The sequence below is a fragment of the Microbispora sp. ZYX-F-249 genome, assembly GCF_039649665.1.
GTDB classification, from domain to species: Bacteria; Actinomycetota; Actinomycetes; order Streptosporangiales; family Streptosporangiaceae; genus Microbispora; species Microbispora maris.
This window is the reverse complement of sequence record NZ_JBDJAW010000003.1, coordinates 39,877-64,175: the sequence shown is the minus strand read 5'-3', so window position 1 is coordinate 64,175 and position 24,299 is coordinate 39,877. Positions and strand designations below refer to the sequence as shown.

The window sequence follows — 24,299 nt, the reverse complement described above, 5'->3', positions numbered from 1 at the left end:
CGGTCAAGGCGACATCATCCCCCAACCGAGGAGGCGCGATGCGTCCCCTGTCCGGGCTGTTCCTTGCCACCCTGACGATCTCCCTGATAGGCGGGGCGGCGGTCCCCGCGTCGAGCCAGGGCGTCGCCACCGTGTACCCGCAGGTGGAGACCCCCGCCCTGTACGACGACGAGGCCGGCGGCAACGCCAACGGCGACGACCCCGCCATCTGGGTGGACCCCCACGACTCGGACGACAGCGTGGTCATCGGCACCGCCAAAGAGGCCGGGCTCTTCGTCTACGATCTCGACGGACGGCAGGTCCAGCACCTGCCCGCGCCCGCGGCGCCGGGCCCCGACGACGAGGTCGGCAGGTTCAACAACGTCGACGTGGCCTACGGTTTCGGCGGCCGGGACCTCGCTGTGGTCTCCGACCGGGGCCGCGACCAGCTCAGGATCTACGCCATCTCCCACGGGCGGCTCACCGACGTGACCGACCCGGCCGCGCCGTTCGTCTTCAACTCCACCCAGGAGCAGGTCAACGACAAGGAGACGGCGTACGGCCTGGCCACGTGGACGGACTCCACCGGGACGTACGCGCTGGTCAGCCGGCGGCACCGGACCTCGGTCGGGCTGGTGAGGCTGCTGCCCAAGCCGGGCGGGAAGATCGGCTACCAGTTGGTCAGGACGCTCGACCTGCCCGCGTCGTTCGCCCTGCCCAACGGCCAGACCTGGGCCCCGTGCGACGAGCCCGGAGTGCAGCCGCAGGTCGAGGGCATGGTCGTGGACCAGGAGAAGGACGTCCTCTACGCCGCCCAGGAGGACGTCGGCATCTGGCGGATCCGGGCCGACCTCACCGGCACGCCGGTGCTGGTGGACAAGACCAAGGAGTTCGGCGTGCCCGGCACGTACGACGCCGCGACCGACGAGTGCACGCCCGGCGCCGACCCCGGCTACGGCGGCAGACATCTGGCGGCGGACGCCGAGGGCCTGACGATCTACTACCGCGAGGACGGCAAGGGCTACCTGCTGGCCTCCAGCCAGGGCGACAGCACCTTCGCCGTCTACCGCAGGGAGGGGTCCAACTCCTACCTCGGCCAATTCCGCGTGAGCGAGAAGAACGGCCGCGACGGCGTCGAGCACAGCGACGGCTCGACTGTGCTGAACGTCCCGCTCGGCGACTTCGACGAAGGCCTGTTCGTCGCGCACGACGGGGAGAACACCCCCGCCGAGCCCGACCGGGAGATCACGAACTTCAAGTTCACGAAGTGGGACGACATCGCGGACAAGCTCGACCTCGACGTGGACACCGACGGCTGGGACCCGCGCGACTGACGCGGGCACATCAGAAGGCCCCCGGGTGTTCCCGGGGGCCTTTCCGTTCACCGGGTCAACCGTGGTTGACGCGCCAGAAGTCCGAGACCGTCTGCCGGTTGCGCAGGTCGCCCAGCAGCCCGGCGGGGTCGGTGTGGAAGAGCTGTCCCTTCCAGTCGCTCAGGCCCTCCGGGGTGACCAGCGGCTTCACCGTGCTGTTGCCGGAGACGCCGCCCTCGCCGATCTCGTGCTTCACGCCCTCCTCGGTCATGATGAAGTGGACGTACAGCTTGGCCGCGTTGGGGTGCTTGCTCTTGGCGGCGATCGCGACGTACTTGGGGTAGCTGAAGCCGACGAACGGCGTCATCCCCTCGCAGGTCGCCTGCGCGTATCCCTTGTCCTCGTTGTTGCGGAACTTCGAGATCGACATGAAGCCGATCTTCTTGTCGGTGGCGTTCGGCGCGCCCACCGCGGCCGAGATGTCCTCGTCGGAGCCGGTCAGCACGGGCTTGTTGGCCGAGATGCGCTTGACCCACTCGTAGGCGGCGCTCTTCTCCTCGGTCTGCAGCGGCTTGCCGTACTTCGCCTGGTAGGCCTGCTCCAGCGCCTGGTTGCCGTGCGCGTCGAGCTGGGTGAAGAACGACAGCACCGTAGGCTTGCCGAGCGGGTCCTGCATGACGAGCTTGCCCGCCCACTGCGGCTCGGTCAGGTCCCACACGTTCTTGATCGGGCATCCGCCGGGCGAGAGCTTGGTGTTGTACGCGAAGACCGTGGCCTTCGACAGCGCGAGCAGCGGGTTCTGGTTCTCGGCCGGGATCTGGTCCTTCAGGTCGGCGGGCACCCACGTCTGGGCGACGCCCTGCGGGATGAGCTGGCCGACCAGCACCCCGCCGTCCTCGTACATGGCCGCGTCGATGGTGACGTTGCCGGCCGCGTGCTCCCGCGTCATCTTCTCGGCGGTCTGCGGAGTGTCGGACTTCACCCCCTCCATGGGGATGCCGTACTTGGCGGTGAAGGCCTTGGCCACCTCTTCGATGTCGCCGCTGGAGTCGTAGACGAGCAGGCCGCCCTCCTTCTTCGCGGCGGCGACCAGCGCGTCCAGGTCGAGGGACGCGTCGATCGAGGGGCCGGGCAGCGGCTGCTCGGCGCGCGTCGCGGAGGACGGCGCGTCCGGGCCGGTGGAGGGCGCGCAGGCGGCGACGGCGAGCGCGAGCAGTGCCAGGGGAACGATCTTCCGGGTACGCCTCAAGGTGGCGTCACTCCTCTTGCCTCTCGGGGGTCGTCGGGCGCCGCCCAGAGCCCCGATCCGGCGCCGCGGTGTGCTCCACGATGAACGTCACGTGAATAGTTTGTCAAGACATAATGACCTCCGTTGCGAACTGGACATCTTCCGTCGATCGGGCCGCGGCGGCATTGGTCAAGACATTCTGATGTCAGCTACCGTCGAGTCGTGACAGTCACCAAATTGGACATCGACCTCGACAGGTCGAGCCCCGTGCCCCTCTACTTCCAGGTGGCCGAGCGGATCACGGAGGCCATCCAGGCCGGCAAGCTGCCCCCCGGCTCCCGGCTGGACAACGAGATCCAGCTCGCCGAGCAACTCGGCCTCTCCCGCCCCACCATCCGCCAGGCGATCCAGTTCCTCGTGGACAAGGGCCTGGTCGTCCGCAAACGCGGCGTCGGCACCCAGGTCGTGCACGGCCAGGTGAAGCGCGCGGTCGAACTCACCAGCCTGTACGACGACCTCCGCAGGGCCGGGCAGGAGCCGGAGACCCGGGTACTGTCCCTGGACACCGTACCGGCCGACGAGGAGGTCGCCGCGACTCTGGGGCTCGAACCGGGAACGGAGGTGCTGCGGCTGGAGCGGATCAGGTTCGCCATGGGAGAGCCGCTCGCCCTGTTGCACAACTGGCTGCCGGTCGGGCTGGCCCCGCTCACCGCCGAGTCCCTGCAGGAGCGCGGCCTGTACGAGATGCTGCGCCAGACCGGCATCCGGATGCGGGTGGCCCACCAGCGGATCGGCGCCCGCGCCGCCACCCCGGCGGAGGCCCGGCTACTGGAGGAGCGGCGCGGCTGCCCGCTGCTCACGATGGTCCGCACGACCTACGACGACCAGGGCCGGGCGGTCGAGCACGGGTCACACGTGTACCGCGCTTCGCATTACTCCCTCGAGGTCACCCTCGTGGAGCGCTGAGTCACACTTTCCTTGCTCGGGATGATAGTTCATCCGTATGTCAGGACAAAGTCTTGAAATTTACCTTCCGCTCATCTAGAACTGGAGGCCCCTGGACGAGGAGCTGACACATGCGTGTGGGTTTACTGGGCCTTGGCCGTATAGGCGTCTTCCATGCCGCCACCCTTGCCGGTCTCGTGGACGAGCTGGTGGTCTCCGACGTGGACCGGAGCCGGACGGAGGAGGTGGCGGCCCGGCTTTCCGCGACGGTCGGCGATCCCTTCGACACGGACGCGGTGGTGATCGCGACCCCGACGTCCACCCACGCGCAGGCCATCGAAAACGCCTGCGAGCTGGGCGTCCCGGTGTTCTGTGAGAAGCCGGCCGCGCCCACGGTGGAGGAGACACTGCGGGTCGCCGAGACCGTCGAGCGCACCGGCGCCGTCGTGCACATCGGCTTCCAGCGCCGCTTCGACGCGGGGTACCTGGCCGCCCGCGACGCGCTGCGCTCCGGAGACCTGGGCGTGCTGCACCGCGTCCACCTGGTCACCGCCGATCCCGCGCCTCCCCCCGCCGGCTACATCCCCTTGTCCGGCGGCATCTTCCGCGACTGTCACATCCACGACTTCGACATCCTGCGCTGGGTCACGGGGCGCGAGGTGGACACCGTCTACGCGGCCGGCGCCAACCGCGGCGAGGATTTCTTCGCCGAGGCGGGCGACGTGGACACCAGCGCCGCGATTCTGACGATGGACGACGGCACGCTGGCCACGCTGCAGGGCTCGCGTTACAACGGCGCGGGCTACGACGTGCGGATGGAACTCGCCGGCACCCGCGGCGCCTGGGCCGCGGGGCTCGGCGGGCGCACCCCGCTGCGCTCGGCCGAGGGCTTCACGCCGGACGGCGACCCCTGGCCGGACTTCCAGGCCAGGTTCGAGCAGGCGTACGTCACGGAGATGACCGCCTTCCTGGAGGCGGCGCGGGGCGAGCGGGAGAGCCCCTGCTCGGTCCGCGACGCCCTGGCCGCGCTGTACGTGGCCGAGGCCGCGGACCTGTCCCGCCGGACCGACCGTCCCGTCCGCGTCGTGGAGGTGACCAAGTGAGGATCGCCGCCGCCCCCATCTCCTGGGGTGTCTGCGAGGTGCCCGGCTGGGGCCACCAGCTCGCCCCTGAGCGCGTGCTGGCCGAGATGGCCGCGCTCGGGCTGACCGCGACCGAGCTGGGCCCGGACGGGTTCCTGCCGCCGGAGCCGGACCGCCGCGCCGCCCTGCTCGACGGCTACGGCCTGCGCGCCGTCGGCGGTTTCGTCCCGGTCGTCCTGCACGACCCGGCGCACGACCCGCTGCCCGCCCTGCGGGACACGGTGGCCGCCTTGGAGGCGGACGCGGTGGTCGTGCTGGCCGCCGCGACCGGGGTGGACGGCTACGACGGACGCCCCGCCCTGGACGACGAGGGCTGGCGGACGCTGCTGTCCAACCTCGACCGGATCGACCGGGAGATCTCCCACCTGGTCACCCTGCACCCCCACGTGGGCACCATGGTCGAGACCGGGGAGGAGGTGGAGCGGGTCCTCGAGGGCGCGGCCGTCTCGCTCTGCCTGGACACCGGGCACCTGCTGGCGGGCGGCGCCGACCCGCTGGACGTCGTCAGGAAGGCCCCCGAGCGCATCGCCCACGCGCATCTCAAAGACGTCGATGCGGCCCTCGCCCGGCGGGTCAGGGCGGGCGAGCTCACCTACACCGAGGCGGTGCGGGCCGGGATGTACCGTCCGCTCGGCCGCGGCGACGTGGACGTGGCGGGCATCGTCTCCGGCCTGACGGCCGCGGGGTACAGCGGCTGGTATGTCATGGAGCAGGACGTGATCCTCACGTCGGCCGACGCCGATCCCGTGGAGGACGTGCGCGCGAGCCTGGCCTACCTCACGGGCCTGGCCTCCCCGGAGGACGCGTGACCGGCACCGATGCGGCGGCGCCTGAGGTGCTGACCATGGGGCGGGTCGGGGTCGACCTCTACCCGCTGGAGGTCGGGGTCTCCCTGCGGCAGGTCACGACCTTCGGCAAATACCTGGGCGGCAGCCCGACCAACGTGGCCGTGGCCGCCGCCCGCCTGGGCCGCCGCAGCGCCGTGATCACCCGCACCGGCGCGGACCCGTTCGGGTGGTTCGTGCACGACGCGCTGCGCGAGTACGGCGTGGACGACCGCTACGTCACCGCGGTGCCCGGCCTGCCGACCCCCGTGACGTTCTGCGAGATCCGGCCGCCGGAGGACTTCCCCCTGTTCTTCTACCGCTGGCCCAAGGCGCCCGACCTGGAGATCCTCCCCGCCGAGCTCGACCTGGCCGCCATCACCGGCGCCGCGCTGCTGTGGACGACCGTCACCGGCCTCTCGGACGAGCCGTCGCGCGGCGCGCACCTGACGGCGCTGAAGGCCCGGGGACGCGCCCCGCACACCGTGCTCGACCTCGACTACCGGCCGATGTTCTGGCCCGACCCGCGTACGGCCCGGCGGCATGTGCGCGAGGCGCTCGAACACGTGACGGTCGCGGTCGGCAACCTCGACGAGGCCGAGGTGGCCACCGGCCTGCGCGATCCCGAGGCAGCCGGCCGGGCCCTGCTCGACGCCGGGGCCGAACTCGCGATCGTCAAGCAGGGATCGGCCGGGGTGCTGGGCATGACGGCCGGCGAGACGGCGGTGGTGCCGCCCGTCGACGTCGAGGTCGTCAACGGGCTGGGCGCCGGGGACGCCTTCGGCGGAGCGCTGTGCCACGCGCTGCTCGCGGGCTGGCCCCTGGAGCGGACGCTGCGGTTCGCCAACGCCGCGGGCGCGATCGTCGCCGGCCGGCTGGCCTGCGCTCCGGCGATGCCGACCCTCCGCGAGATCGAGACCGTCGTGACACGGGGTTCCGCGCGGGGGCTTTCCCCCGACCCGGGGAACCTCATCCAGGAGGACGTCCCTCATGGGCGAGCAGGAAGGGGGGACGCCAGGCATGCGTGAGGAGGACTACCACCGCCTGCTGGACGACCGGGCCTGGCACCCGGAGCGGGTGGTCCAGGCGGCCGCGGTCCGCAGGCGCAGGCCGTTGCTGAGCGGGCGCGGCCGACTGCTGATCATCGCGGCCGACCACCCGGCCCGGGGCGCGCTCGGCGTGGCCGGACGCCCGATGGCGATGGAGAGCAGGATCAGCCTGCTCGACCGGCTGACGACCGCCCTGGCCCGGCCCGGCGTGGACGGGCTGCTCGCCACCCCCGACATCGTGGAGGACCTGCTGCTGCTCGGCGCCCTCGACGACAAGATCGTGATCGGTTCGATGAACCGGGGCGGCGTCCAGGGCGCGGCGTTCGAGTTCGACGACCGCTTCACCGCCTACGACGCCGACTCGCTCGCGGCGATGGGCTTCGACGGCGGCAAGATGCTCTGCCGTATCGGGGTGGAGGACCACGCCACCGCCGCCACGCTGGCGAGCTGCGGGCAGGCCGTCACCCAGCTCGCGCGGCACGGCCTGATGGCGATGATCGAGCCGTTCTGGTCCCGGCGCGTCGGGGGCGTGGTGCGGCACGACCTGTCGCCTGAGGCGATGATCCGCGCCATCAGCGTCGGCCAGGGGCTGGGGGCGACCTCCGCCCACACCTGGCTCAAGCTCCCGGTGACCGAGGACATGGAACGCGTCCTGGATGCCACGACGCTGCCCGTGCTGCTGCTCGGCGGCGAGCCCGGTTCCGACGAGATCTGGGACTCCTGGAGCAAGGCCCTGCGCCTGCCGGGCGTGCGCGGCCTGGTCGCCGGTCGGGCGCTGCTCTATCCACCGGACGACGACGTCGTGGCGGCCGTGGACGCCGCGGTCAACCTGCTGGAGACCACATGACCTACATTCCCCACGGCACGGCCGCCTCCGGCCCCTGGGACGTCGTGATCACTCCCGAGGCCGCGGGCTGGACGTACGCCGGGCTGCGGGTCGTGGACCTGACGGACCGGCCGGTAGAGCTGTCCACCGGCGAGGAGGAGATGCTCGTCCTGCCGCTGGCGGGCGCGTGCGACGTCGTCGCCGACGGCCTGCGGCTGTCGCTCACCGGACGCCCCTCGGTGTTCTCCGGGCCGACCGACTTCGCGTACCTGCCGATCGACGCCCGGGTCACGATCACCGGCAGGGGCAGGATCGCGCTCCCTGCCGCCCGGGCCACCCGCCGCTTCCCCATCAGATACGGCCCGGCCGACGCCGTGCCGGTGGAGATCAGGGGCGCGGGGCAGGCGACCCGGCGGGTCGACAACTTCTGCTCCCCCGAGGCGTTCGACTGCGACAAGCTGATGGCGGTCGAGGTGATCACACCGGGCGGCAACTGGTCGTCCTATCCGCCGCACAAACACGACACGCCGTCGGAGCACGAGGCGGTGCTGGAGGAGATCTACTACTTCGAGGGCGGCCCCGGCTACCAGCGGGTGTACGGCACCCACGAGACGCTGGCCGAGGTGTCGGCGGGCGACGTGGTGCTCGTCCCGCACGGCTACCACGGCCCGTCGATGGCCGCGCCCGGCTACGACCTCTACTACCTGAACGTCCTCGCTGGCCCGGCGGACAAGCGGTCCATGGCCTTCTCCGACGATCCGAGGCACGCGTGGATCCGCGACTCGTGGGCCGATCAGCCCGTCGATCCCCGGCTGGGAGGTGCGTCATGAGGAACACGACGAGGCTTACGGTGGCGCAGGCGCTGGTGCGCTTCCTCTCGCGGCAGTGGACCGAGCGTGACGGCGTGGAGCACCGGCTTATCGCGGGGTGCGCAGGCATCTTCGGGCACGGCAACGTCGCCGGCGTCGGCCAGGCCCTGGCCGAGCAGGGCGCGGGCATCCACGACCCGCTGCCCTACTACCTGGCCCGCAACGAGCAGGCGATGGTGCACACGGCCGTCGGCTACGCCCGGCAGTCCGATCGGCTGTCCACGCTCGCCTGCACCAGCTCGATCGGGCCGGGCGCGACCAACATGGTCACCGGGGCCGCTCTGGCCACGATCAACCGGCTGCCGGTGCTGCTGCTGCCCGGCGACCTGTTCGCCACCCGGGTCGCCTCGCCGGTGCTGCAGGAGCTGGAGGACCCCCGGTCGTACGACGTCAGCGTCAACGACTGCCTCAAGCCCGTCAGCCGTTTCTGGGACCGGGTCAACCGGCCCGAGCAGCTGCCGGCGGCGCTGCTCGGGGCCATGCGGGTGCTCACCGACCCCGCCGAGACCGGCGCGGTGACGCTGGCGCTGCCACAGGACGTGCAGGCCGAGGCGTACGACTGGCCCGAGGAGCTGTTCGCGCGCAGGGTCTGGCACGTGGCCCGGCCGGTCCCCGAACCCGCCGCCCTGGCCAGGGCCGCCGAGCTGCTGCGCGGCTCGCGCCGCCCGCTGATCGTCGCCGGGGGCGGGGTCAAGTACAGCGGCGCCTGCGCCGAGCTGGCCCGATTCGCCGAACGGCACGGCGTGCCGGTGGCCGAGACCCAGGCAGGCAAGGGCGCGTTGCCGTACGACCATCCGTGCGCGGTGGGCGCGATCGGGCACACCGGGACCCCGGCCGCCGACGCGCTGGCCCGCGAGGCCGACCTGGTCATCGGGATCGGGACCAGGTACACCGACTTCACCACCGCCTCCCGGACGCTGTTCGCGCAGGCCCGGTTCCTGAACGTCAACGTGGCGGCGTTCGACGCGGCCAAGCACGCCGCCGAGATGCTCGTCGCCGACGCCCGCGAGGCGCTGAAGTCACTGGACACGGCTCTTGACCGCGTGGACTGGCGGGCCGACCCCGGCTGGACGAGCCGGGCGACCGAGCTGGCCGCCACGTGGCAGGCCGAGACCGACCGGTTCTACGGCGGGACCGAGCTGACCCAGCCGGTGGTGCTGGGCGTCCTCAACGAGGTCGCCGCGGGCGGCGTGGTGGTCAACGCGGCCGGGTCGATGCCGGGCGACCTGCACCGGCTCTGGCGCGCCTCCGGCCCCGGGCAGTATCACGTCGAGTACGGCTACTCCTGCATGGGCTACGAGATCGCCGGGGGCCTGGGGGTGAAGCTCGCCGCCCCGGAGCGCGAGGTGTTCGTGCTGGTCGGTGACGGGTCCTACCTGATGATGTCCCAGGAGATCGCCACCGCCGTGCAGGAGGGCGTCAAGCTCGTCATCGTGCTGGTGGACAACCAGGGCTTCGCCTCGATCGGCGCGCTGAGCGAGTCGGTCGGCGCGCTGCGGCTCGGCACCGCCTACCGGAGGCGCGGCCCTGACGGGCGGCTCGACGGAGAGCGGCTGCCGGTGGACCTCGCCGCCAACGCGGCCAGCCTCGGCGCCGACGTGCTCACGGCGGCCGATCCGCAGACCCTGCGGGGCGCGCTCGCCAAGGCCGTCGCGTCCCCCCGTACGACCGTGGTCTACGTCGAGACGGTCCCCGGCCCCGCGCCGGGCGCCGAGGCGTGGTGGGACGTGCCGGTGGCCGAGGTGTCCGGGCTCGCCGAGGCGCGCGCCGCGCGCGAACGCTACGACGAGGCCAAGCGTGACCAGCGGCCCTACCTCTGATGGGGTGGACGCTCGCGTTCGCCGCGGCGGCCGTGCTCTTCACGTTGATCAGCGGGGCCAACGACGGGGCGACCCTGATCGGGCTCGGGCTGCGCTTCCCCCGCTCACCGGGCTGGACGGCCGCCGTCCTGCTCACCGCGGCCCTGTTCGCCGGGCCGTACGTGCTGGGCGTCACGGTCGCGCGGACGTTCACCGAACGGCTGGCCGGGCTGGACACCGGGCAGGGGGCGGCGGCCTTTCTGGCCGGAGTGGCGGTGGCCGTGACGGTGGTCGCGGTCCTGACCGGCCGCGGCCTGCCCACGAGCCTCACGCTCGCCGTGATCGGCGGTATCACCGGCGCCGGGCTCGGCGCGGGGCTGCCGGTGGCGTGGCGGGGGGTGGCAGCCGTCCTGGCGGTCGGGGCCGGAGCGCCGCTGGCCGGGCTGGTCCTCGGCTACCTGCTCGGGACGGCGTCCCGCCGGGTGCCGTCCTACCAGCGGATGTCCCGGCTCGTGGGCGCCGCCCACCTGCTGGCGTACGCGGCCCAGTGCCTGGCGTACGCGGTGAACGACGGCCAGAAGATGATCGCGGTCGCGAGCGTGGCGATCGGCGTGGGCCGCGGCGGACTCGGCGGGGTCGGCCCTGTCGACGTCCCGCCGGTGTGGATGGCGGTCCTCGCGGCGCTCTTCCTCGCCGGGGCGCTGGCGGGCCTCCCCCGGGTAGGCGCCCGGCTCGGCCGCGGCCTGGTCATCACCCGGCCGCTGCACGTCGTCTCGGCGGAGACGGCGGCAACCGGCGCCGTGCTCGGCAGCTCGGCCCTCGGCAGCCCGGTGAGCATGACCCAGTCCATAACGGCCGGCGTCGTCGGCGTGGCGGCGAGCGAAGGAGCACGGAGGGTGCGATGGCAGGCAGTGGTGAACATGGGAACGGCGTGGCTGGTCACACTGCCGTCGTCGCTGGTGCTGGGCTGCCTCGCGGGGCTGACGCTCAGGCTGGCGTGACCGGCGCACGCGGGCGCGGCCGCCGGTTCGCGCGCGCCTGGGACGACCTGCGGGGGCGGTCGGCACGGCGCGTGGTCGACCTGGTCCGCGGGCAGATCGCCGTCGCGCGGGACGGCGCCGGGCTCGCCCGCGCCACGGCCACCGGCGAGACGGACCGGCCGGCCGCGCGGGCCCGGATGGCCGAGGTGGAGCACGAGGGGGACGCGGCCCGGGCCGAGCTCGTGGAGACCCTGCTCCGGGTGCTCGCCACCCCGATCGACAGAGAGGACCTGTTCCGGCTCTCCCGGTCCATCGACGACGTCCTCGACCACCTGCGCGACTACGTACGCGAGACCGACCTGTTCGGGCCGGAGGACCTCGGCTTCGCGGTCGAGCCGCTGCAGGCGGTCACCGACGGCCTGGCCGAGCTGGACGCCGCCGTGCTGAAGATGCTCGACGACCCCGGCTCGGTGACCGTCGCCGTGCTCGCCACCCGCAAGTGCTGCAACCGTCTGCGACAGCTCTGCCAGGCCCGGCTCGCCGAACTCTTCAGCGGCCCGCTGCGGATGGAGACGCTGCGCGAGCGCGAGTTGCTGGCCCGCCTCGACGCGGTGGGCCGGCGGCTCGGTGAAGCCGCCGACGCGCTCGCCGACGCCATGCTCAAACGCAGCCACTGAGCCGCGTCCCACCCGGCGGAACCCGTTTCCGCGTCCCCGGCCCGCACACCCGATTCCCCGCCCCTTCCCGACGTCCCCGCGACGCAGAAAGCGGGGCCCCGCACCCCGGCGGTCCCCGACCTCGAAGGAAGTAACCCCCCATGGCTGTTGTGACCAAGGCGGAGACGCCGCAACGACCACCCAGATCGCGCAGGCTGCTGTATCGGCTGCGCGTCCTGCGCCACGACCCGACCGCCGCGCTCGGGCTGATCCTCGTCGTCGTGCTCGGCTACCTCGTCGTGGCGCCGCTGGTCGCCGTGCTGTCCGACGCCTTCCGCCTGCAGTACGGCGACGACGCGCACGCCGGGCAGGCGGTCGGCGAGTGGACCGGCTACTACCTCTGGCGGGTCTTCCGCTCCCAGATCAGCGGGCTGCTGTTCTGGCAGCCACTGCTCAACACGCTGATGGTGGCGCTGGGCACCGTGCTGTTCGCCCTCGTCCTCGGCGGCGGGATGGCGTGGCTGGTGACCCGCACCAACGTGCCGGGGCGCAAGTGGCTGGCGGGCGCGCTGGTGATCCCGTACATGCTGCCGTCGTGGACCTTCTCCCTGGCGTGGCTGACTCTGTTCAAGAACGAGCGCGCCGGCGGCCAGGTCGGGTTCCTCCAGGCGCAGGGCGTGCGCACACCCGACTGGCTGGCGTACGGCGCGCTGCCGATCATCGTCACCCTCGGGCTGCACTACTACCCGTTCGTGCTGCTCCTGGTCGGCAACGCGCTGCGGCGCATCGACGCGCAGCTCGTCGACTCGGCGCGCATCCTGGGCGCGCCGCAGCGCACGGTCGTGCGCCGCATCGTGATCCCGCTCATGCTCCCCGCGCTGTCGTCGGCCGTGCTGCTCGTGGTCGGCCGGGTGCTCGGCACGTTCGGCACGCCGTACGTGCTGGGGCTGCCCGCCGACTTCCGGGTGCTGTCGACGGGGCTGTTCCAGTCGATCCGCGACCGCAGCACCGGCGTCGCCTCGGTGCTCGCCACGGTCATCGTGATCGTCGGGGTGCTGATCGTGCTCGCCGACACCCGGATGACCCGCGAGCACCGCCGCTTCGTCACCGTCGGCGGCAAGGGCGGCATGGACCGGCTGAGCGACCTGCGCCGCCTGCGCTGGCCGGCGTTCGCGCTCGGCCTGGTGGTCTTCGCGGTGAGCGTGCTGGTCCCGGTGCTCACGCTGCTGCTGTCCACGGTCACCCGTACGCCGCTGGACCTGTCGACCCTCACCCTCGACTACTGGTTCGCCGAGCGGCTGCCCGGGGCGGTCGGGTTCCCGCACGGCGTCTTCCGCGGCTCCGAGCTGTGGGCGGCGGCGTGGAACTCCCTGCGCATCGTCGGCCTGGCCTCGGTGATCTGCGCCGTCGCCGGACTGCTGGTGGGATACGTCGTCGTGCGCGGGACGGCGCCGCGCGTCGCCTTCTTCCTCCGCCAGGTCTCCTTCCTGCCCTACCTCGTGCCCGGCATCGCGTTCGCCGCCGCGTCGCTGTCGCTGTTCGCCGTGGCCCGCGGCCCGATCCCCGCGTTGTACGGCACGACGTTCCTGCTGATCCTGGTGATGGCGGTGACCCACCTGCCGTACAGCTCGCGTTCGGGCATCGCGGCGATGACCCAGCTCGGCCGCGAGCCGGAGGAGGCCGCGCAGATCGCCGGGGCGCCCTGGTTCCAGCGGATGCGGCGGATCATCTTCCCGATCCAGAAGGGCGCGCTCGTGACCGGGATCGTGCTGCCGTTCATCTCCGGGCTCAAGGAGCTCAGCATCGTGGTCATGCTCACCACGACCGGCACCGAACTGCTCACGACACTGTCGATCGGCCTCGTGGACTACGGATACACCCAACTCGCCAACGCGGTCGTCCTGGTCATCGCGTTGGTCTCCTTCACCATGACGTACCTGACCCAGCGGCTGACCAAGAGCAGCCTGGCGTCCGGCTTAGGAGGATAGATGCCAGCGATCACGCTGACCGGAGTCGCCAAGAGCTATGGCGGCGGCGAGCACGCCGTGAAGAACCTCGACCTCATCGTCCCCGACGGCGCGTTCATGTGCCTGCTCGGGCCCTCCGGCTGCGGCAAGACCACGACCCTGCGCATGATCGCCGGTCTGGAGCAGCCCACGGCCGGCACCATCGCCGTCGGTGACCGCGTGCTCGACTCGGTCGAGCGCGGCCTGTACGTCCCGCCGGAGAAGCGCGGCATGGGCCTGGTCTTCCAGAACTACGCGCTGTGGCCCCACCTGTCCGTGCGCGACAACGTGGAGTTCGGCCTGCGCATGCGCAAGGTGCCCGCCCCCGAGCGCAGGGCCAGGGCCGAGGCCGCCCTCAAGATGGTGCACGTCGACGCCGCCATGGATCGCTACCCCTCCCAGTTGTCCGGCGGCCAGCAGCAGCGCGTCGCGCTCGCCCGCATGCTCGCCGTCAACCCGTCGGTGCTGCTGCTCGACGAGCCCTTGTCGAACCTCGACGCCCGCCTGCGCCTCGAGATGCGGGCCGAGCTCAAGCGCATCCACGAGGAGTCGGGCGCGACGATCGTCTTCGTCACCCACGACCAGCTGGAGGCCCTCACCATGGCCACCGATGTCGCGGTGATGAACGAGGGCGAGCTGCAGCAGGTGGCCGCGCCGATGGACATGTACGACCGGCCCGCCAACCGCTTCGTCGCCGAGTTCGTCGGCAGCCCGCCCATGGCGATCGTCGACATCGGGCCGTCCCCCGCGGGCCTGGCCGGGTCGCTGCTGCGCTTCGCCGAGTCCCGCCTGCCGGACGGTTCCCCCACCGCCGTCGGCATCCGGCCCGAGGCGCTGCGCCTGGGACGGCCGCCCGGCGCCACCTGGTGCGAGGAGGCCGTCGTCGAGGCCGTGCTGCCCGCCGGGTCGTCCTGGACCGTACGGCTGCGCGTGCTCGGCACCGAGCTGTACGCCGTGTCCTACGCCCCGGTCGAGGCGGCCCCCGGCGACGTGGTGACCTGCTGGACCGAGCGGATGCACCTGTTCGGCGCGGACGGCGCGCGGCTGGCCGCCTGGGACGGAATGGGGGCGGTGGCGTGATCAGGCCCGTGGCGCTGCTGCTGGACTTCGGCGGCGTGATCGTGGAGACCACCCGCCGCCCGTCCTGGGCGGCCGAACTGGCCGCCGAGGTACACGGCATGCTCGTGCGCGCCGGCTTCCACGGGCTCACGGCGGAGGAGGTCGAGACCGACATCCGGGCGGGCGCGCGCGCCGACACGTACTGGAAGGACTCCACCTCCCGGCGCTTCGCGCCCGAGGAGATGACGCATCGCGAATTCTGGGCCGACTACGTCGGGGGCGACTGGCCCGAGCAGGCCCGCGCCCTGGTGACCGCCGAGGCGACCCCTATGTGCCGCCGGATGGGCGAGCTGCGCAGCGGGCGCAAGATCCGGCCGGGGATGGAGGAGCTGCTGGCCGCCTGCTGGGCGCACGGCGTCACTCCGGCGGTCGTCAGCAACGCCCTGTGCGGCGCCGTCCATCGCGACTTCATGACGACGGCCGGGCTCGACCGCCAGGTGGCCGTGCAGGTCTACAGCGACGAGGTCGGCGTGCGCAAGCCCAACCCCGAGATGATCTGGATCGCCTGCCGGGCCCTGGGCGCCGACCCCGCCCAGGTCTGGTACGTCGGCGACAACTACGACCGCGACGTGGTGTGCGGCGCCCGCGCCGGAGTCGGGGCGACCGTCCTGATGGTCTCCGGCAGCACCGACAAGATCCCCTATCGCGTGCGCCAGAGCCCCCAGGCGACCGTGGAGGACCCGCGCGGCCTGCTGACCCTTCTGGAGGAGACATGGACCTGAACACCTCACGTGAGCTGGCCGCCATCGCGGTCAGGGCGGCCAGATCGGTCGGCGACATGCTCCGCCACGCCTTCCGCTCCCGGCCCGAGATCACCACCAAGCGCGACTTCCACGACCCGGTGACCGAGCACGACAAGGCGGCCGAGGCACGCATCCGGGAGGTCATCGACCGCCTGTGCCCCGGAAGCGTGGTGGTCGGCGAGGAGGGCGGCGTGCGCGGCGAGGGCGAGGTCCGCTGGTACGTCGACCCCATCGACGGCACCGCGAACTTCGCGGCCGGGCTGCCGTTCTTCTGCACCTCGATCGCCGCCGCCGTGGGCGACGAGGTGGTGGCGGGCGTCGTCTACGACCCGGTGCGTGACGACGAGTACTCCGCCTCGCTCGGCGGGGCCTTCTGCAACGGCGTGCCGCTGCGCAGCTCCGGGGCCCGCACCGACCGGGAGGCCGTGCTCCTGTCGAGCTATCCCACCCCGCGCGACCTCACGACGGAAGGCGAGGAGGCGCTGCGCCGGTTCGCCCGCGTCCAGCACGCCTTCGCCACCACCCGCCGTCCCGGCAGCGCCGCGCTGAAGCTCGCGCACGTCGCCGCGGGCTGGTCCGACATCGCGCACGGCACGAACATCAACGCCTGGGACGTCGCGGCCGGGTCGCTCCTGGTCGAGCGGGCGGGCGGGGTGTTCCTCCCGTTGTCCGGCAGCGTCTTCACCCCCGGCGGCTACGTCGCCTGCGTCGGCGGGTTCGACCTCGCCGGGTCGGTGATGGCCGAGGTCTTCCCGGACATCGCGGCCGCGGTCACCACGGGAGCGGCTTCGTGATCCGCTGGATCGTGACCGACCTGGACGGCACGCTCGTGGGACGCGACCTCGCCATGGTGCCCGCCAGCAGGGACGCGCTGCGCCGCTTCCTCGCCGCGGGCGGGGAGGTGGTCATCGCGACCGGGCGGATGGAGCTGTCGGCCCGGCCGTTCTACGACGAGCTGGGGCTCGACGGGGCGGCGATCCTCTACAACGGCGCCCGTACGGTGGACCTCGGCACGGGAGCGGTGCTGCGCTCCCGCCACCTGCCGCCGGGCGCGTGGCGGACGCTGCTGGAGATGTTCGGCGACCTCCCGGAGGGCGTGTATCCGGTGGCGTTCTGCGGCGGAGAGGCCCTGGCCGTGCACGACGTGCCGCAGTTGCGGGACTACGCCCGGCGCGACGGCATCGCCCTGCGCGACCCGGGTGACTGGAAGGCCCTGCCCGCCGGTGAGATCACCAAGTGCATGCTGATCGGCGACCCGCTCCCCGAGCTGACGATCCCCGGCACCGTGACGGTCCGATCCGAGGCCACCTACCTGGAGGTGCTGCCGGAGGACGCGACCAAGGGCTCGGCGCTGCGCGCGCTCGCCGCCTCCCGGGGAGTGCCGCTGGAGCAGATCGCCGCGGTCGGGGACAACCCCAACGACATCGACATGATCGCGGCGGCCGGGCTCGGGGTCGCGGTCGGCGACGGCCACCCGGACGTCCGGGCCGCCGCGGACGTCGTGGTCGGCGCCTGCGCCGACGGCGCCGTCGCCCAAGTGGTGGAGCTCGCCCTCTCCGGCTGACCGAGGCGCGCCGAGCGGTGAACCGGTGGGCCGGCGAGCGCGGTCTTGACGATCGGGGTGGGGGCGATCACTCTGCATTCGGCGCCGGCCCGGCAGCGTTCGCGGACTCGCCGCCGACCTCGTCGGATCACCTGCGAAGGGCGGGCGTTGACCCCCACGTCATCCGTGCCCCGGCCGAAGATCCACGGCTCCGCGGCCGGTCGTGCCGCCGCGCCGCGGCCTCCTCCGGCACGCCGCCGCCGTACTCGCGCCCCTGAAACGTTCATCGCCGGTTGCTCGGCGCCCGGCCGGACGAGAAGGCCCGCGGCCCCTTCACCGGCAGGCAGAAGGAGAGACCGTGCGACACACACAGGTGAAAGCGGCGCTGGCCGCGCTGGCGGTGACCGCCACGCTGTTACCGGGGGCCGCCGACGCGGCCACCGCGCCCGGGGCGACGGCGGCGCCGAAACCGGCGCCGGCCGTGCCGGCGAAGACGCACACCGCCGGCCGGGTCGAGGTGGCCGGCGGCTCGGTGCGGTACAGCTGGCCGGGCGTCTACTTCGAGGGCCGCTTCCGCGGCACCGGGGTCGGGATCGCGATCGACGACGCGGTCAACGACTACGACGTCCAGGTCGACGGCGTCACGGTCGCCACGCTGGTGACCCCCGGCCGCACCACCTACTGGGTCAGGAACCTGAGTCACGGCGTACACGGCGTGCGGCTCGTCAAGCGCACGGAGAGCCCGTGGTCCGCCGGCCGGTTCGACGGATTCGTCGCGGTCCCCGGCGGCGCCATCCTGCCCGGACCGGCCGATCGCCGCCGGCAGATCGAGTTCATCGGCGACTCCTACACCGCCGGCTACGGCAACATGTCCGCCACCCGCGACTGCCCCGCCCCGGGCCAGGTTGACAGGAACACCAACGCCGACGTCAGCTTCGGCGCCCTCACCGCCCGCGGCCTCGGCGCCGACTACCAGATCAACGCCTTCTCCGGCCGCGGCATGGTGCGCAACTACAACGGGATCGAGCCCGGCACCGACTACCGCACCTACTACGACCGCGCCCTCATCGGCGTGCCCGGAGACGTGTGGAAGAACCCGGGCACCTGGCACCCGCAACTGATCATGATCGGCCTCGGCATCAACGACTTCTCCACCGCGATCAACCCGGGCGAGCCGTGGACGCCGGAATCCCTGGTCGCCGCCTACACGGCCGCCTACCACGGCTTCATCGACAAGCTGCGCGCCCGGTACGGCAAGCGCGCGATCATCGTGGTCAGCGCCACCTACATGTCCAACACCACGGCGTTCGCGGACGCGGCGCGGCAGATCGTCCAGGACCGCAACGAGCGGGGCGACGACCGGGTCCGCTACTGGTACTACGACAATACGGACCTGGACTACGGCGGCTGCGACTGGCACCCCTCGGCCCACGACCACCAGATCATCTCCCGGCGGCTCGACGACTTCATCGCCACGCTTCCGCTCAGGTGGTGAACGCGGCCGGGGGCCCGGGATGCGGCATCCCGGGCCCCCGGCTCAGGTCACACCAGGCCGTTCTGGGTGAGCCAGTCCTTGGCGACCACGGGCGGGTCGTCCTTGTCGACGGCGATCCGCTTCATGAGGCCGACCAGCGTCTGGGTGTCCAGCTTGGCGGAGACCGCGTTGAGCGTGGAGGTCACGGTGTCGTCCACCCCGGCCTTGAAGACGAGGGGCGTGATGTTCTCGGAGCCGAAGGCGTTCTTGTTGTCCTGCAGCGGCACGAGGTCGTTCAGCACGATCTTGGGGTCGGTGGTGAACACGTTGCCCACCTGGACCGTGCCGCTCTTGATCGCGTCGGCGGTGGTCGCCCCGGTGGGCTTCCACTGCTTGAACTCCAGGCCGTAGACGCTCTTGAAGTTCTCCTCCTGCCGCTGCTTGAACTCCGGCGGCCCGCCGACCACGAAGTCCTTGGCCACCTTGGCGAGGTCCTCGATGGTCGTCAGCTTGTACTTGTCGGCCGTGGCCTTGGTGACGGTGAGGGAGTTGTTGTCCTCGGCCGCGGCCGGCTCCAGCAGCTCCAGCTCAGGCGGCAGCTTGGCCTTGAGACCGGCGACGATCTCGTCCTTGGTCTTGGCCGTGCTCGACTTGTCGACGAAGGCCAGCAGCGACCCGACGTACTCGGGCAGCACGGTCAACCCGCCGCTCTTGACCTGGTCGTAGACCACCTCGCGGCTGCCGATGTTCGGCTTCTCCTCCACGGTGACCCCCTTGGCCTGGAGGGCCTGGGCGTACATCGAGGCGAGCAGGACGCTCTCGGGGAAGTCGAAGGAGCCGACGACGACCTTCACGGGGGCGGCGCCGCCCGAGCCGGAGGCCGTTGGAGCGGCGGTCGCCGTGCTGGACAGCGGGTCGGAGCCCCCGCAGGCCGATAACGTGAGCGCCGCGGTCAGCGCGACCGCCGCGACGCCGAAGATACGCCTCATGCCAGATAAACCCTTCATTCTCAGGGGATAATAGGGAGATTAGCGGACCTGGCGGACTCCGGGCGAGACGACCACCCGGTCCAGGAGGAGGAAGGCGAACTGGACGGCCAGGGCGAGGGCGGCCACCAGGACCGCTCCCCCGATGACGCTCGCATAGGTCTTGGTCGCCAGGCCGTCGATGATGAAGCGGCCGAGCCCGCCCAGGCCGACGAACGCCGCGACGGTGGCGGTCGAGACGACCTGGATGGCCGCCAGGCGCAGGCCCAGCAGGATCAGCGGCAGCGCGACCGGGGTCAGCGTCCGGAACAGCACCTGCCGCCCGCGCAGGCCCATGCCGTACGCGGCGTCGCGCAGGTCGGCGTCCACCCCCCGCACGCCCTCGTACGTGTTCACCAGGATGGGCGGGATCGCCAGCACGATCAGCGGGATCAGCACCGGCAGCACGGTCCCCACGCCCGCCAGCAGCACCACGAGCACGAGCAGCCCGAGCGTCGGCAACGCCCGGGCGGCGTTCGCCGCGACCACGACGACCAGCGCGCCGCGGCCCGTGTGTCCGATGAGCATGCCGAGCGGCACGGCGATCAGCGCCGCGACGAGGAAGGCCGCCGCCGAGAACTCCAGGTGCTCCAGCAGCCGGACGGGGATGCCGTCGGGCCCGGACCAGCGCGACGCGTCGCCGAAGAAGTCGGCCAGGAAGTTCACGCCGCCCTCCTCGCCCGGGACCAGGGGGTCAGCAGCCGCTGGGCGAGCACGAGCAGCCCGTCGGCGAGCACGGCGAGCAGGACGATGAGCACGATCCCGACCACGATGGGCGTGTAGAACTGCCGCTGCCAGCCGTCGATGAACAGGTTGCCCAGCCCGCCCTGGCCGATCAGCGCGCCCACGCTGACCAGGCTGATGCTGGACACGGTGGCGACCCGCAGCCCGGCCAGGACCACCGGCACGGCGACCGGCAGCTCGACCCGGAGCAGCCGGCGCGCGGGCCGGAACCCCATCGCCACCGCCGACTGCCGTACGGGGTCGGGCACCGAGGCCAGGCCGTCCACGACTGCGGGGATCAGGACCGCGAGCGCGAAGAACGTCAGCGGGATGACGACGGTCGACCTGGTGAGCCCGGTGACCGACAGGAAGATCGAGAACAGCACGAGGGACGGCAGCGAGTAGGTGACGTTCATCAGCGCGGCCGTCGGCTGGTACAGCCAGCGCCACCGTACGCAGGCCAGGCCCAGCGGCAGGGCCACGACCAGCCCGAACAGCACGGGCAGGAAGGCCATCACGACGTGGTTCTCCAGCAGGGCGCTGATCGCGGTGGGGCCTCCGTTGGCCCAGTTGCGCGCGATCCAGTCCCACCGGACCAGAGGCTCCTGAGTCACGCGGGCGCCTCCTCGGCCGGCCCGGCGTCCGCGGCCGGCGGGGACGGCGGGGACGGCGCGTACTCGGCGAGCAGTTCGTCGATCGCGTCACGCCCCGCCACACCGCGCACGCGGCCCTCCTCGTCCACGGCGACGGCGACGCCGTTCGCCGACAGCAGGGCCGCGTCGAGCGCCGCCCGCAGCGAGTCGGTCTCCGGGTCGAAGGTCCCGTACGCCGCGAGCCCGTCGGCGGTCCGCCAGCCGAGCGGCCTGCCGGACTCGTCGGTCGCCAGATCGGACGGCGCCTGACTCAGCCGCACCTCCTTGGCCGAGATGAACGACAGCCGCCGGATGCCGCGGTCGCGGCCGAGGAACTCGCGGACGAAGTCGTCGGCCGGCTCGGTGAGCAGCGTGGCCGGGCCGGCCATCTGGGCCAGCCGCCCGCCGACGCGCAGGACGGCCACGGTGTCGCCGAGCTTGACCGCCTCGTCGATGTCGTGGGTGACGAACACGATCGTCTTGCGCAGCTCCGACTGCAGCCGCAGCAACTCGTCCTGCAGGCTGGCCCGCACGATCGGGTCGACGGCGCTGAACGGCTCGTCCATGAGCAGCACCGGGGGATCGGCCGCGAGCGCCCGGGCCACGCCGACCCGCTGCTGCTGGCCGCCGGAGAGCTGGAAGGGGTATCGGCCGGCCAGTCCCGGGTCGAGGCCGACCAGCTCCAGCAACTCCATCGCCCGGGCGCGCGCCTTCTGTTTGCTCCAGCCCAGCAGGTACGGCACGGTCGCCACGTTGTCCACGATCTTCCGGTGCGGGAAGAGACCCGCCTGCTGGATCACGTACCCGATGCCGCGCCTGAGCGTGGGCGGGTCGATCTCGCGCACGTCCCGGCCGTCCAGGGCGATGCGGCCGGAGGTGGCGTCGATCATGCGGTTGATCATCCGCAGCGACGTGGTCTTGCCGCAGCCGGAGGGGCCCACGAACACGGTGATCGCACCCGTGGGCACCTCCAGGCTGAGGTCGTCTACGGCCACCGTTCCGTCCCGGTAGCGCTTGGTGACGCCTTCGAACGTGATCACGCCATCTCGCCCTTCGAAAGAGTGTGCGATCAACCCAACATCAGGAGGCCCACTCGCTCTTCCCCGTGCGCCCCCCGGATATCAAACGCCACCCGTTCCGGACAGAACACCCGGCGGCCAGCCTACGGCGGGAACCTCCGATATCCGGGCCTAGATATCTATCAATAGGGCATCTCCTGATGCGTGGCGCGGCGATGTGTTGGCATGATTACTCTCACGCCTCTCCCATCCCCCCGCCGCGTCCCTCCGATACGGACCAGCACGAAACTCAGAGGAGCCGGTCGTGACTCCACCGCTCACCGGTCAGCGCTCCAGAAGCGAGCTGATCGCCGAGCTCTACGAGCGTCACGCCACGGGGTTGTTCGCGTACTGCCACGACCAGCTCGGCCAGACCACGTCGGCCGCCGACGCCGTGGTGGCCGTCTTCACCACCGCTCCGACCGCCGAGCCGCCCTCGCGCGCCGCGTTGTACGCGCTGGCACGCCGGGAGATCTATCGCCGGGACGTGAGTTACGCGCTGCCGGCGGTCGACTCGGTCGCCGATCCCGCCACCGCGTTGATCGAGCGGGTCTTCCGGGACATCCGGCCGCACCAGCGCGAGGTCCTGCTGCTGTCGGAGGTGTGCGGCCTCACCGCGCCCGAGCTGTCACTCGTTCTCGACGTCGCGGTCGACACCGCGGAGGAGCTGATCGCGGCGGCGACGCGCCGCTTCGCCCAGACCCTGGAGACTGCGGTCACCGCCGCCAGGTCGGCGCCGTTCGTGCCCGCGTCGGTCGCGGAGGTCTACGACGCCATCGGCGTCTCCCCCGTCGGCGACGTGCTGGCCCGGCTCCCCTGGCACCGGCCGGCCGCGTCCGTGCGCGACCGGGTGCTGACGGCGCTGCCGTACGAGGAGCCGGGCAGTGCCGCGGCGGGTCCGGAACAGTCCTCCGGGCTGGTCACCAAGAGGCTGTGGCCGACCACGCCGACCTGGCCGCTGCCGCTGAGCGATCCCGACCAGGTCACCAACACGTGCGTGGTCAAGACCGACGCCATCGCGCAGCCGCAGGGCTCCCGGCGTAAGGCCAAGCACGAGGCGACGACCGAGCCCATGCCCCGGTTGCGTGGCGCGCTGCTCAACTCGCTGGGCGAGGGGCGTCTGCGCAGGAGACGCCCCGGCCGGCCCTCGCCGGCGGAGCGGCAGGCGGCCCTGGCCGCACCCGTGGAGCCGCAGGGGTCCGCGCAGGAGCCCGCCCGGACCGCGTCCGCCACACCGCCGGCCACACCGCCCGCCACACCGCCCGCCGCGCCTCCTGCCACCCCGTCTGCCACCCCGTCCGCTCCGGCTGCCGCGGACACCGCTGCGGACACGTTCGACGCCTTCCGTCAGGCCGGCCCGTCCGACCCGTTCGGCGTCTCCGAGGCCCCGCGCCGCGCGGACCCGCCCGACCCCTTCGGCGTCCCCGAGACTCCCCATCGCGCGGACCCGTTCGAGGCCTTCGGCGCCTCGCCCCGCCCCGCGGACCCCTTCCCCACCGCTGACACACCACTTCGCCCCGCGGAGCCGTTCGACGCCTTCGGCAGCGCGCCGCGTCCGGCGGAACCGTTCGACGCCTTCGGCGCCGTGCCGCGCCCCGGGGAGCCGTTCGACGCTCCTGGATCCGCGCCGCGTCCGGCGGAACCGTTCGACGCTCTCGGAAACACGCCGCGTCCGGCGGAACCTTTCGATGCCTTCGGACAGACGCCGGGTCCGGCGGAGCAGTTCGACGCCTTCGGCGGCACCGCCGCAGTCCGCCCGGCGGACCCGCTCGACGCGTTGTTCGACACGCTCCGCTTCGCCGAGCCCTTCGACGCGTTCCGCACGGCCGAGACCGCCGGCACGCCCCGGCAGGCAGAGCCCGTTGCGCCTGCCGAGCCCACCGCACCTGCCGAGCCCCAGGCGCCTGTAAAGCCTGTTGCGCCTGTCGAGGCCGATGCGGCTGCCGAGTTCACCGCGCCCGCCGAGGCCCCCGCGCAGCCGGGACCGGTCGGCCCGGCTCCTGCCGCCGAGGAGGCCCCGGTGTTCCCGCCGGCCTTCCCGCCGGCTTTCGAGGTCCCGGACGAGCCGCCGTCGGAGCGGGACGACGAGCGCGCCGCCCACACGTTCGGGACGGAGGCGGACATCCTGGTCCACCCGGTCGCCGCGGCGGTCTCCGCTCCGCTGCCCCCCGCCCCCCGGCGTACGGGCCGCAGGCACGCCGGCAAGCCGTCCGGCGACGGCAGCGGCGCGAGCAAGGGCCGGCGCGCCAAGGGCGACCGGCACTACGACTGGCTGTGGGAGGTCATCGGCATCCTGATCTGCCTGGTCATCGCGCTGGCCGTCTTCTACTTCGTGCAGTGATCGTCACTCGCCCGAAGGGGGAACG

Annotated in this window: 22 protein-coding genes; 17 read left to right on the top strand and 5 right to left on the bottom strand. The window is 72.4% G+C overall.

Going from position 1 to position 24,299, the window contains the following annotated elements; all coding sequences use genetic code 11:
* The first annotated feature begins 38 nt into the window (after positions 1 to 38).
* Entirely contained in the window at positions 39 to 1,313 is a 1,275-nt protein-coding gene (locus AAH991_RS04795) for a phytase (RefSeq protein WP_346224515.1), read from the top strand.
* A gap of 55 nt (positions 1,314 to 1,368) precedes the next feature.
* Here AAH991_RS04795 and AAH991_RS04790 read toward each other — a convergent pair whose 3' ends face one another.
* Positions 1,369 to 2,541: an ABC transporter substrate-binding protein gene (locus tag AAH991_RS04790; RefSeq protein ID WP_346224514.1), complete on the bottom strand. Its 1,173-nt coding sequence runs from the start codon at positions 2,539 to 2,541 to the stop codon at positions 1,369 to 1,371.
* A 201-nt stretch (positions 2,542 to 2,742) separates the two neighbouring features.
* Between AAH991_RS04790 and AAH991_RS04785 the strand changes: the two genes are divergently transcribed.
* From AAH991_RS04785 to AAH991_RS04715, 15 genes are all read left to right on the top strand, one after another.
* Complete coding sequence (locus AAH991_RS04785; protein WP_346224513.1) at positions 2,743 to 3,486, top strand: GntR family transcriptional regulator; 744 nt, start codon at positions 2,743 to 2,745, stop codon at positions 3,484 to 3,486.
* A 110-nt stretch (positions 3,487 to 3,596) separates the two neighbouring features.
* Complete coding sequence (locus AAH991_RS04780; protein WP_346224512.1) at positions 3,597 to 4,568, top strand: Gfo/Idh/MocA family protein; 972 nt, start codon at positions 3,597 to 3,599, stop codon at positions 4,566 to 4,568.
* Positions 4,565 to 5,416: a sugar phosphate isomerase/epimerase family protein gene (locus AAH991_RS04775; protein WP_346224511.1), complete on the top strand. Its 852-nt coding sequence runs from the start codon at positions 4,565 to 4,567 to the stop codon at positions 5,414 to 5,416. The genes AAH991_RS04780 and AAH991_RS04775 overlap by 4 nt, the downstream gene beginning before the upstream one ends.
* A 35-nt stretch (positions 5,417 to 5,451) precedes the next feature.
* Positions 5,452 to 6,459: a 5-dehydro-2-deoxygluconokinase gene (gene iolC, locus AAH991_RS04770; protein WP_346224781.1), complete on the top strand. Its 1,008-nt coding sequence runs from the start codon at positions 5,452 to 5,454 to the stop codon at positions 6,457 to 6,459.
* A complete protein-coding gene (locus tag AAH991_RS04765; RefSeq protein WP_346224510.1) occupies positions 6,452 to 7,327 on the top strand; it encodes a Cgl0159 family (beta/alpha)8-fold protein in 876 nt (291 codons plus the stop codon). Before iolC ends, AAH991_RS04765 begins: the two co-directional genes overlap by 8 nt.
* The gene (iolB, locus tag AAH991_RS04760; RefSeq protein WP_346224509.1) at positions 7,324 to 8,136 is read left to right on the top strand and encodes a 5-deoxy-glucuronate isomerase; all 813 of its coding nucleotides are present in this window, start codon (positions 7,324 to 7,326) and stop codon (positions 8,134 to 8,136) included. Before AAH991_RS04765 ends, iolB begins: the two co-directional genes overlap by 4 nt.
* Positions 8,133 to 9,995, top strand: coding sequence for a 3D-(3,5/4)-trihydroxycyclohexane-1,2-dione acylhydrolase (decyclizing) (gene iolD, locus AAH991_RS04755; RefSeq protein ID WP_346224508.1), 1,863 nt, complete (start codon positions 8,133 to 8,135; stop codon positions 9,993 to 9,995). Before iolB ends, iolD begins: the two co-directional genes overlap by 4 nt.
* Positions 9,995 to 10,975 carry an inorganic phosphate transporter gene (locus AAH991_RS04750; RefSeq protein WP_346224507.1) on the top strand — a complete coding sequence of 327 codons (981 nt, stop codon included), beginning with the start codon at positions 9,995 to 9,997 and terminating at the stop codon, positions 10,973 to 10,975. Before iolD ends, AAH991_RS04750 begins: the two co-directional genes overlap by 1 nt.
* A complete protein-coding gene (locus tag AAH991_RS04745) occupies positions 10,972 to 11,631 on the top strand; it encodes a DUF47 domain-containing protein (RefSeq protein WP_346224506.1) in 660 nt (219 codons plus the stop codon). Before AAH991_RS04750 ends, AAH991_RS04745 begins: the two co-directional genes overlap by 4 nt.
* Before the next feature lie 140 nt (positions 11,632 to 11,771).
* Complete coding sequence (locus AAH991_RS04740) at positions 11,772 to 13,598, top strand: ABC transporter permease (protein WP_346224505.1); 1,827 nt, start codon at positions 11,772 to 11,774, stop codon at positions 13,596 to 13,598.
* On the top strand, positions 13,599 to 14,696 hold the full coding sequence (locus AAH991_RS04735; protein ID WP_346224504.1) for an ABC transporter ATP-binding protein: 1,098 nt from the start codon (positions 13,599 to 13,601) through the stop codon (positions 14,694 to 14,696).
* Positions 14,693 to 15,457 carry an HAD family hydrolase gene (locus AAH991_RS04730; RefSeq protein ID WP_346224503.1) on the top strand — a complete coding sequence of 255 codons (765 nt, stop codon included), beginning with the start codon at positions 14,693 to 14,695 and terminating at the stop codon, positions 15,455 to 15,457. Before AAH991_RS04735 ends, AAH991_RS04730 begins: the two co-directional genes overlap by 4 nt.
* On the top strand, positions 15,448 to 16,272 hold the full coding sequence (locus tag AAH991_RS04725; protein WP_346224502.1) for an inositol monophosphatase family protein: 825 nt from the start codon (positions 15,448 to 15,450) through the stop codon (positions 16,270 to 16,272). The genes AAH991_RS04730 and AAH991_RS04725 overlap by 10 nt, the downstream gene beginning before the upstream one ends.
* A complete protein-coding gene (locus AAH991_RS04720) occupies positions 16,269 to 17,042 on the top strand; it encodes a Cof-type HAD-IIB family hydrolase (protein ID WP_346224501.1) in 774 nt (257 codons plus the stop codon). The genes AAH991_RS04725 and AAH991_RS04720 overlap by 4 nt, the downstream gene beginning before the upstream one ends.
* A gap of 337 nt (positions 17,043 to 17,379) precedes the next feature.
* On the top strand, positions 17,380 to 18,516 hold the full coding sequence (locus tag AAH991_RS04715) for an SGNH/GDSL hydrolase family protein (protein WP_346224500.1): 1,137 nt from the start codon (positions 17,380 to 17,382) through the stop codon (positions 18,514 to 18,516).
* A 47-nt stretch (positions 18,517 to 18,563) separates the two neighbouring features.
* On the opposite strand, the gene AAH991_RS04710 is transcribed toward AAH991_RS04715, so the two are convergent.
* From AAH991_RS04710 to AAH991_RS04695, 4 genes are read right to left on the bottom strand one after another with little or no spacing between them, the layout of a single operon-like run.
* A complete protein-coding gene (locus tag AAH991_RS04710; protein WP_346224499.1) occupies positions 18,564 to 19,484 on the bottom strand; it encodes an ABC transporter substrate-binding protein in 921 nt (306 codons plus the stop codon).
* A gap of 39 nt (positions 19,485 to 19,523) precedes the next feature.
* Positions 19,524 to 20,186, bottom strand: coding sequence for an ABC transporter permease (locus AAH991_RS04705; RefSeq protein WP_346224498.1), 663 nt, complete (start codon positions 20,184 to 20,186; stop codon positions 19,524 to 19,526).
* Complete coding sequence (locus tag AAH991_RS04700; RefSeq protein ID WP_346224497.1) at positions 20,183 to 20,857, bottom strand: ABC transporter permease; 675 nt, start codon at positions 20,855 to 20,857, stop codon at positions 20,183 to 20,185. The genes AAH991_RS04705 and AAH991_RS04700 overlap by 4 nt, the downstream gene beginning before the upstream one ends.
* A complete protein-coding gene (locus AAH991_RS04695; protein WP_346224496.1) occupies positions 20,854 to 21,915 on the bottom strand; it encodes an ABC transporter ATP-binding protein in 1,062 nt (353 codons plus the stop codon). Before AAH991_RS04695 ends, AAH991_RS04700 begins: the two co-directional genes overlap by 4 nt.
* Before the next feature lie 283 nt (positions 21,916 to 22,198).
* Between AAH991_RS04695 and AAH991_RS04690 the strand changes: the two genes are divergently transcribed.
* On the top strand, positions 22,199 to 24,274 hold the full coding sequence (locus AAH991_RS04690) for an RNA polymerase sigma factor (protein ID WP_346224495.1): 2,076 nt from the start codon (positions 22,199 to 22,201) through the stop codon (positions 24,272 to 24,274).
* Positions 24,275 to 24,299 lie beyond the last annotated feature (25 nt).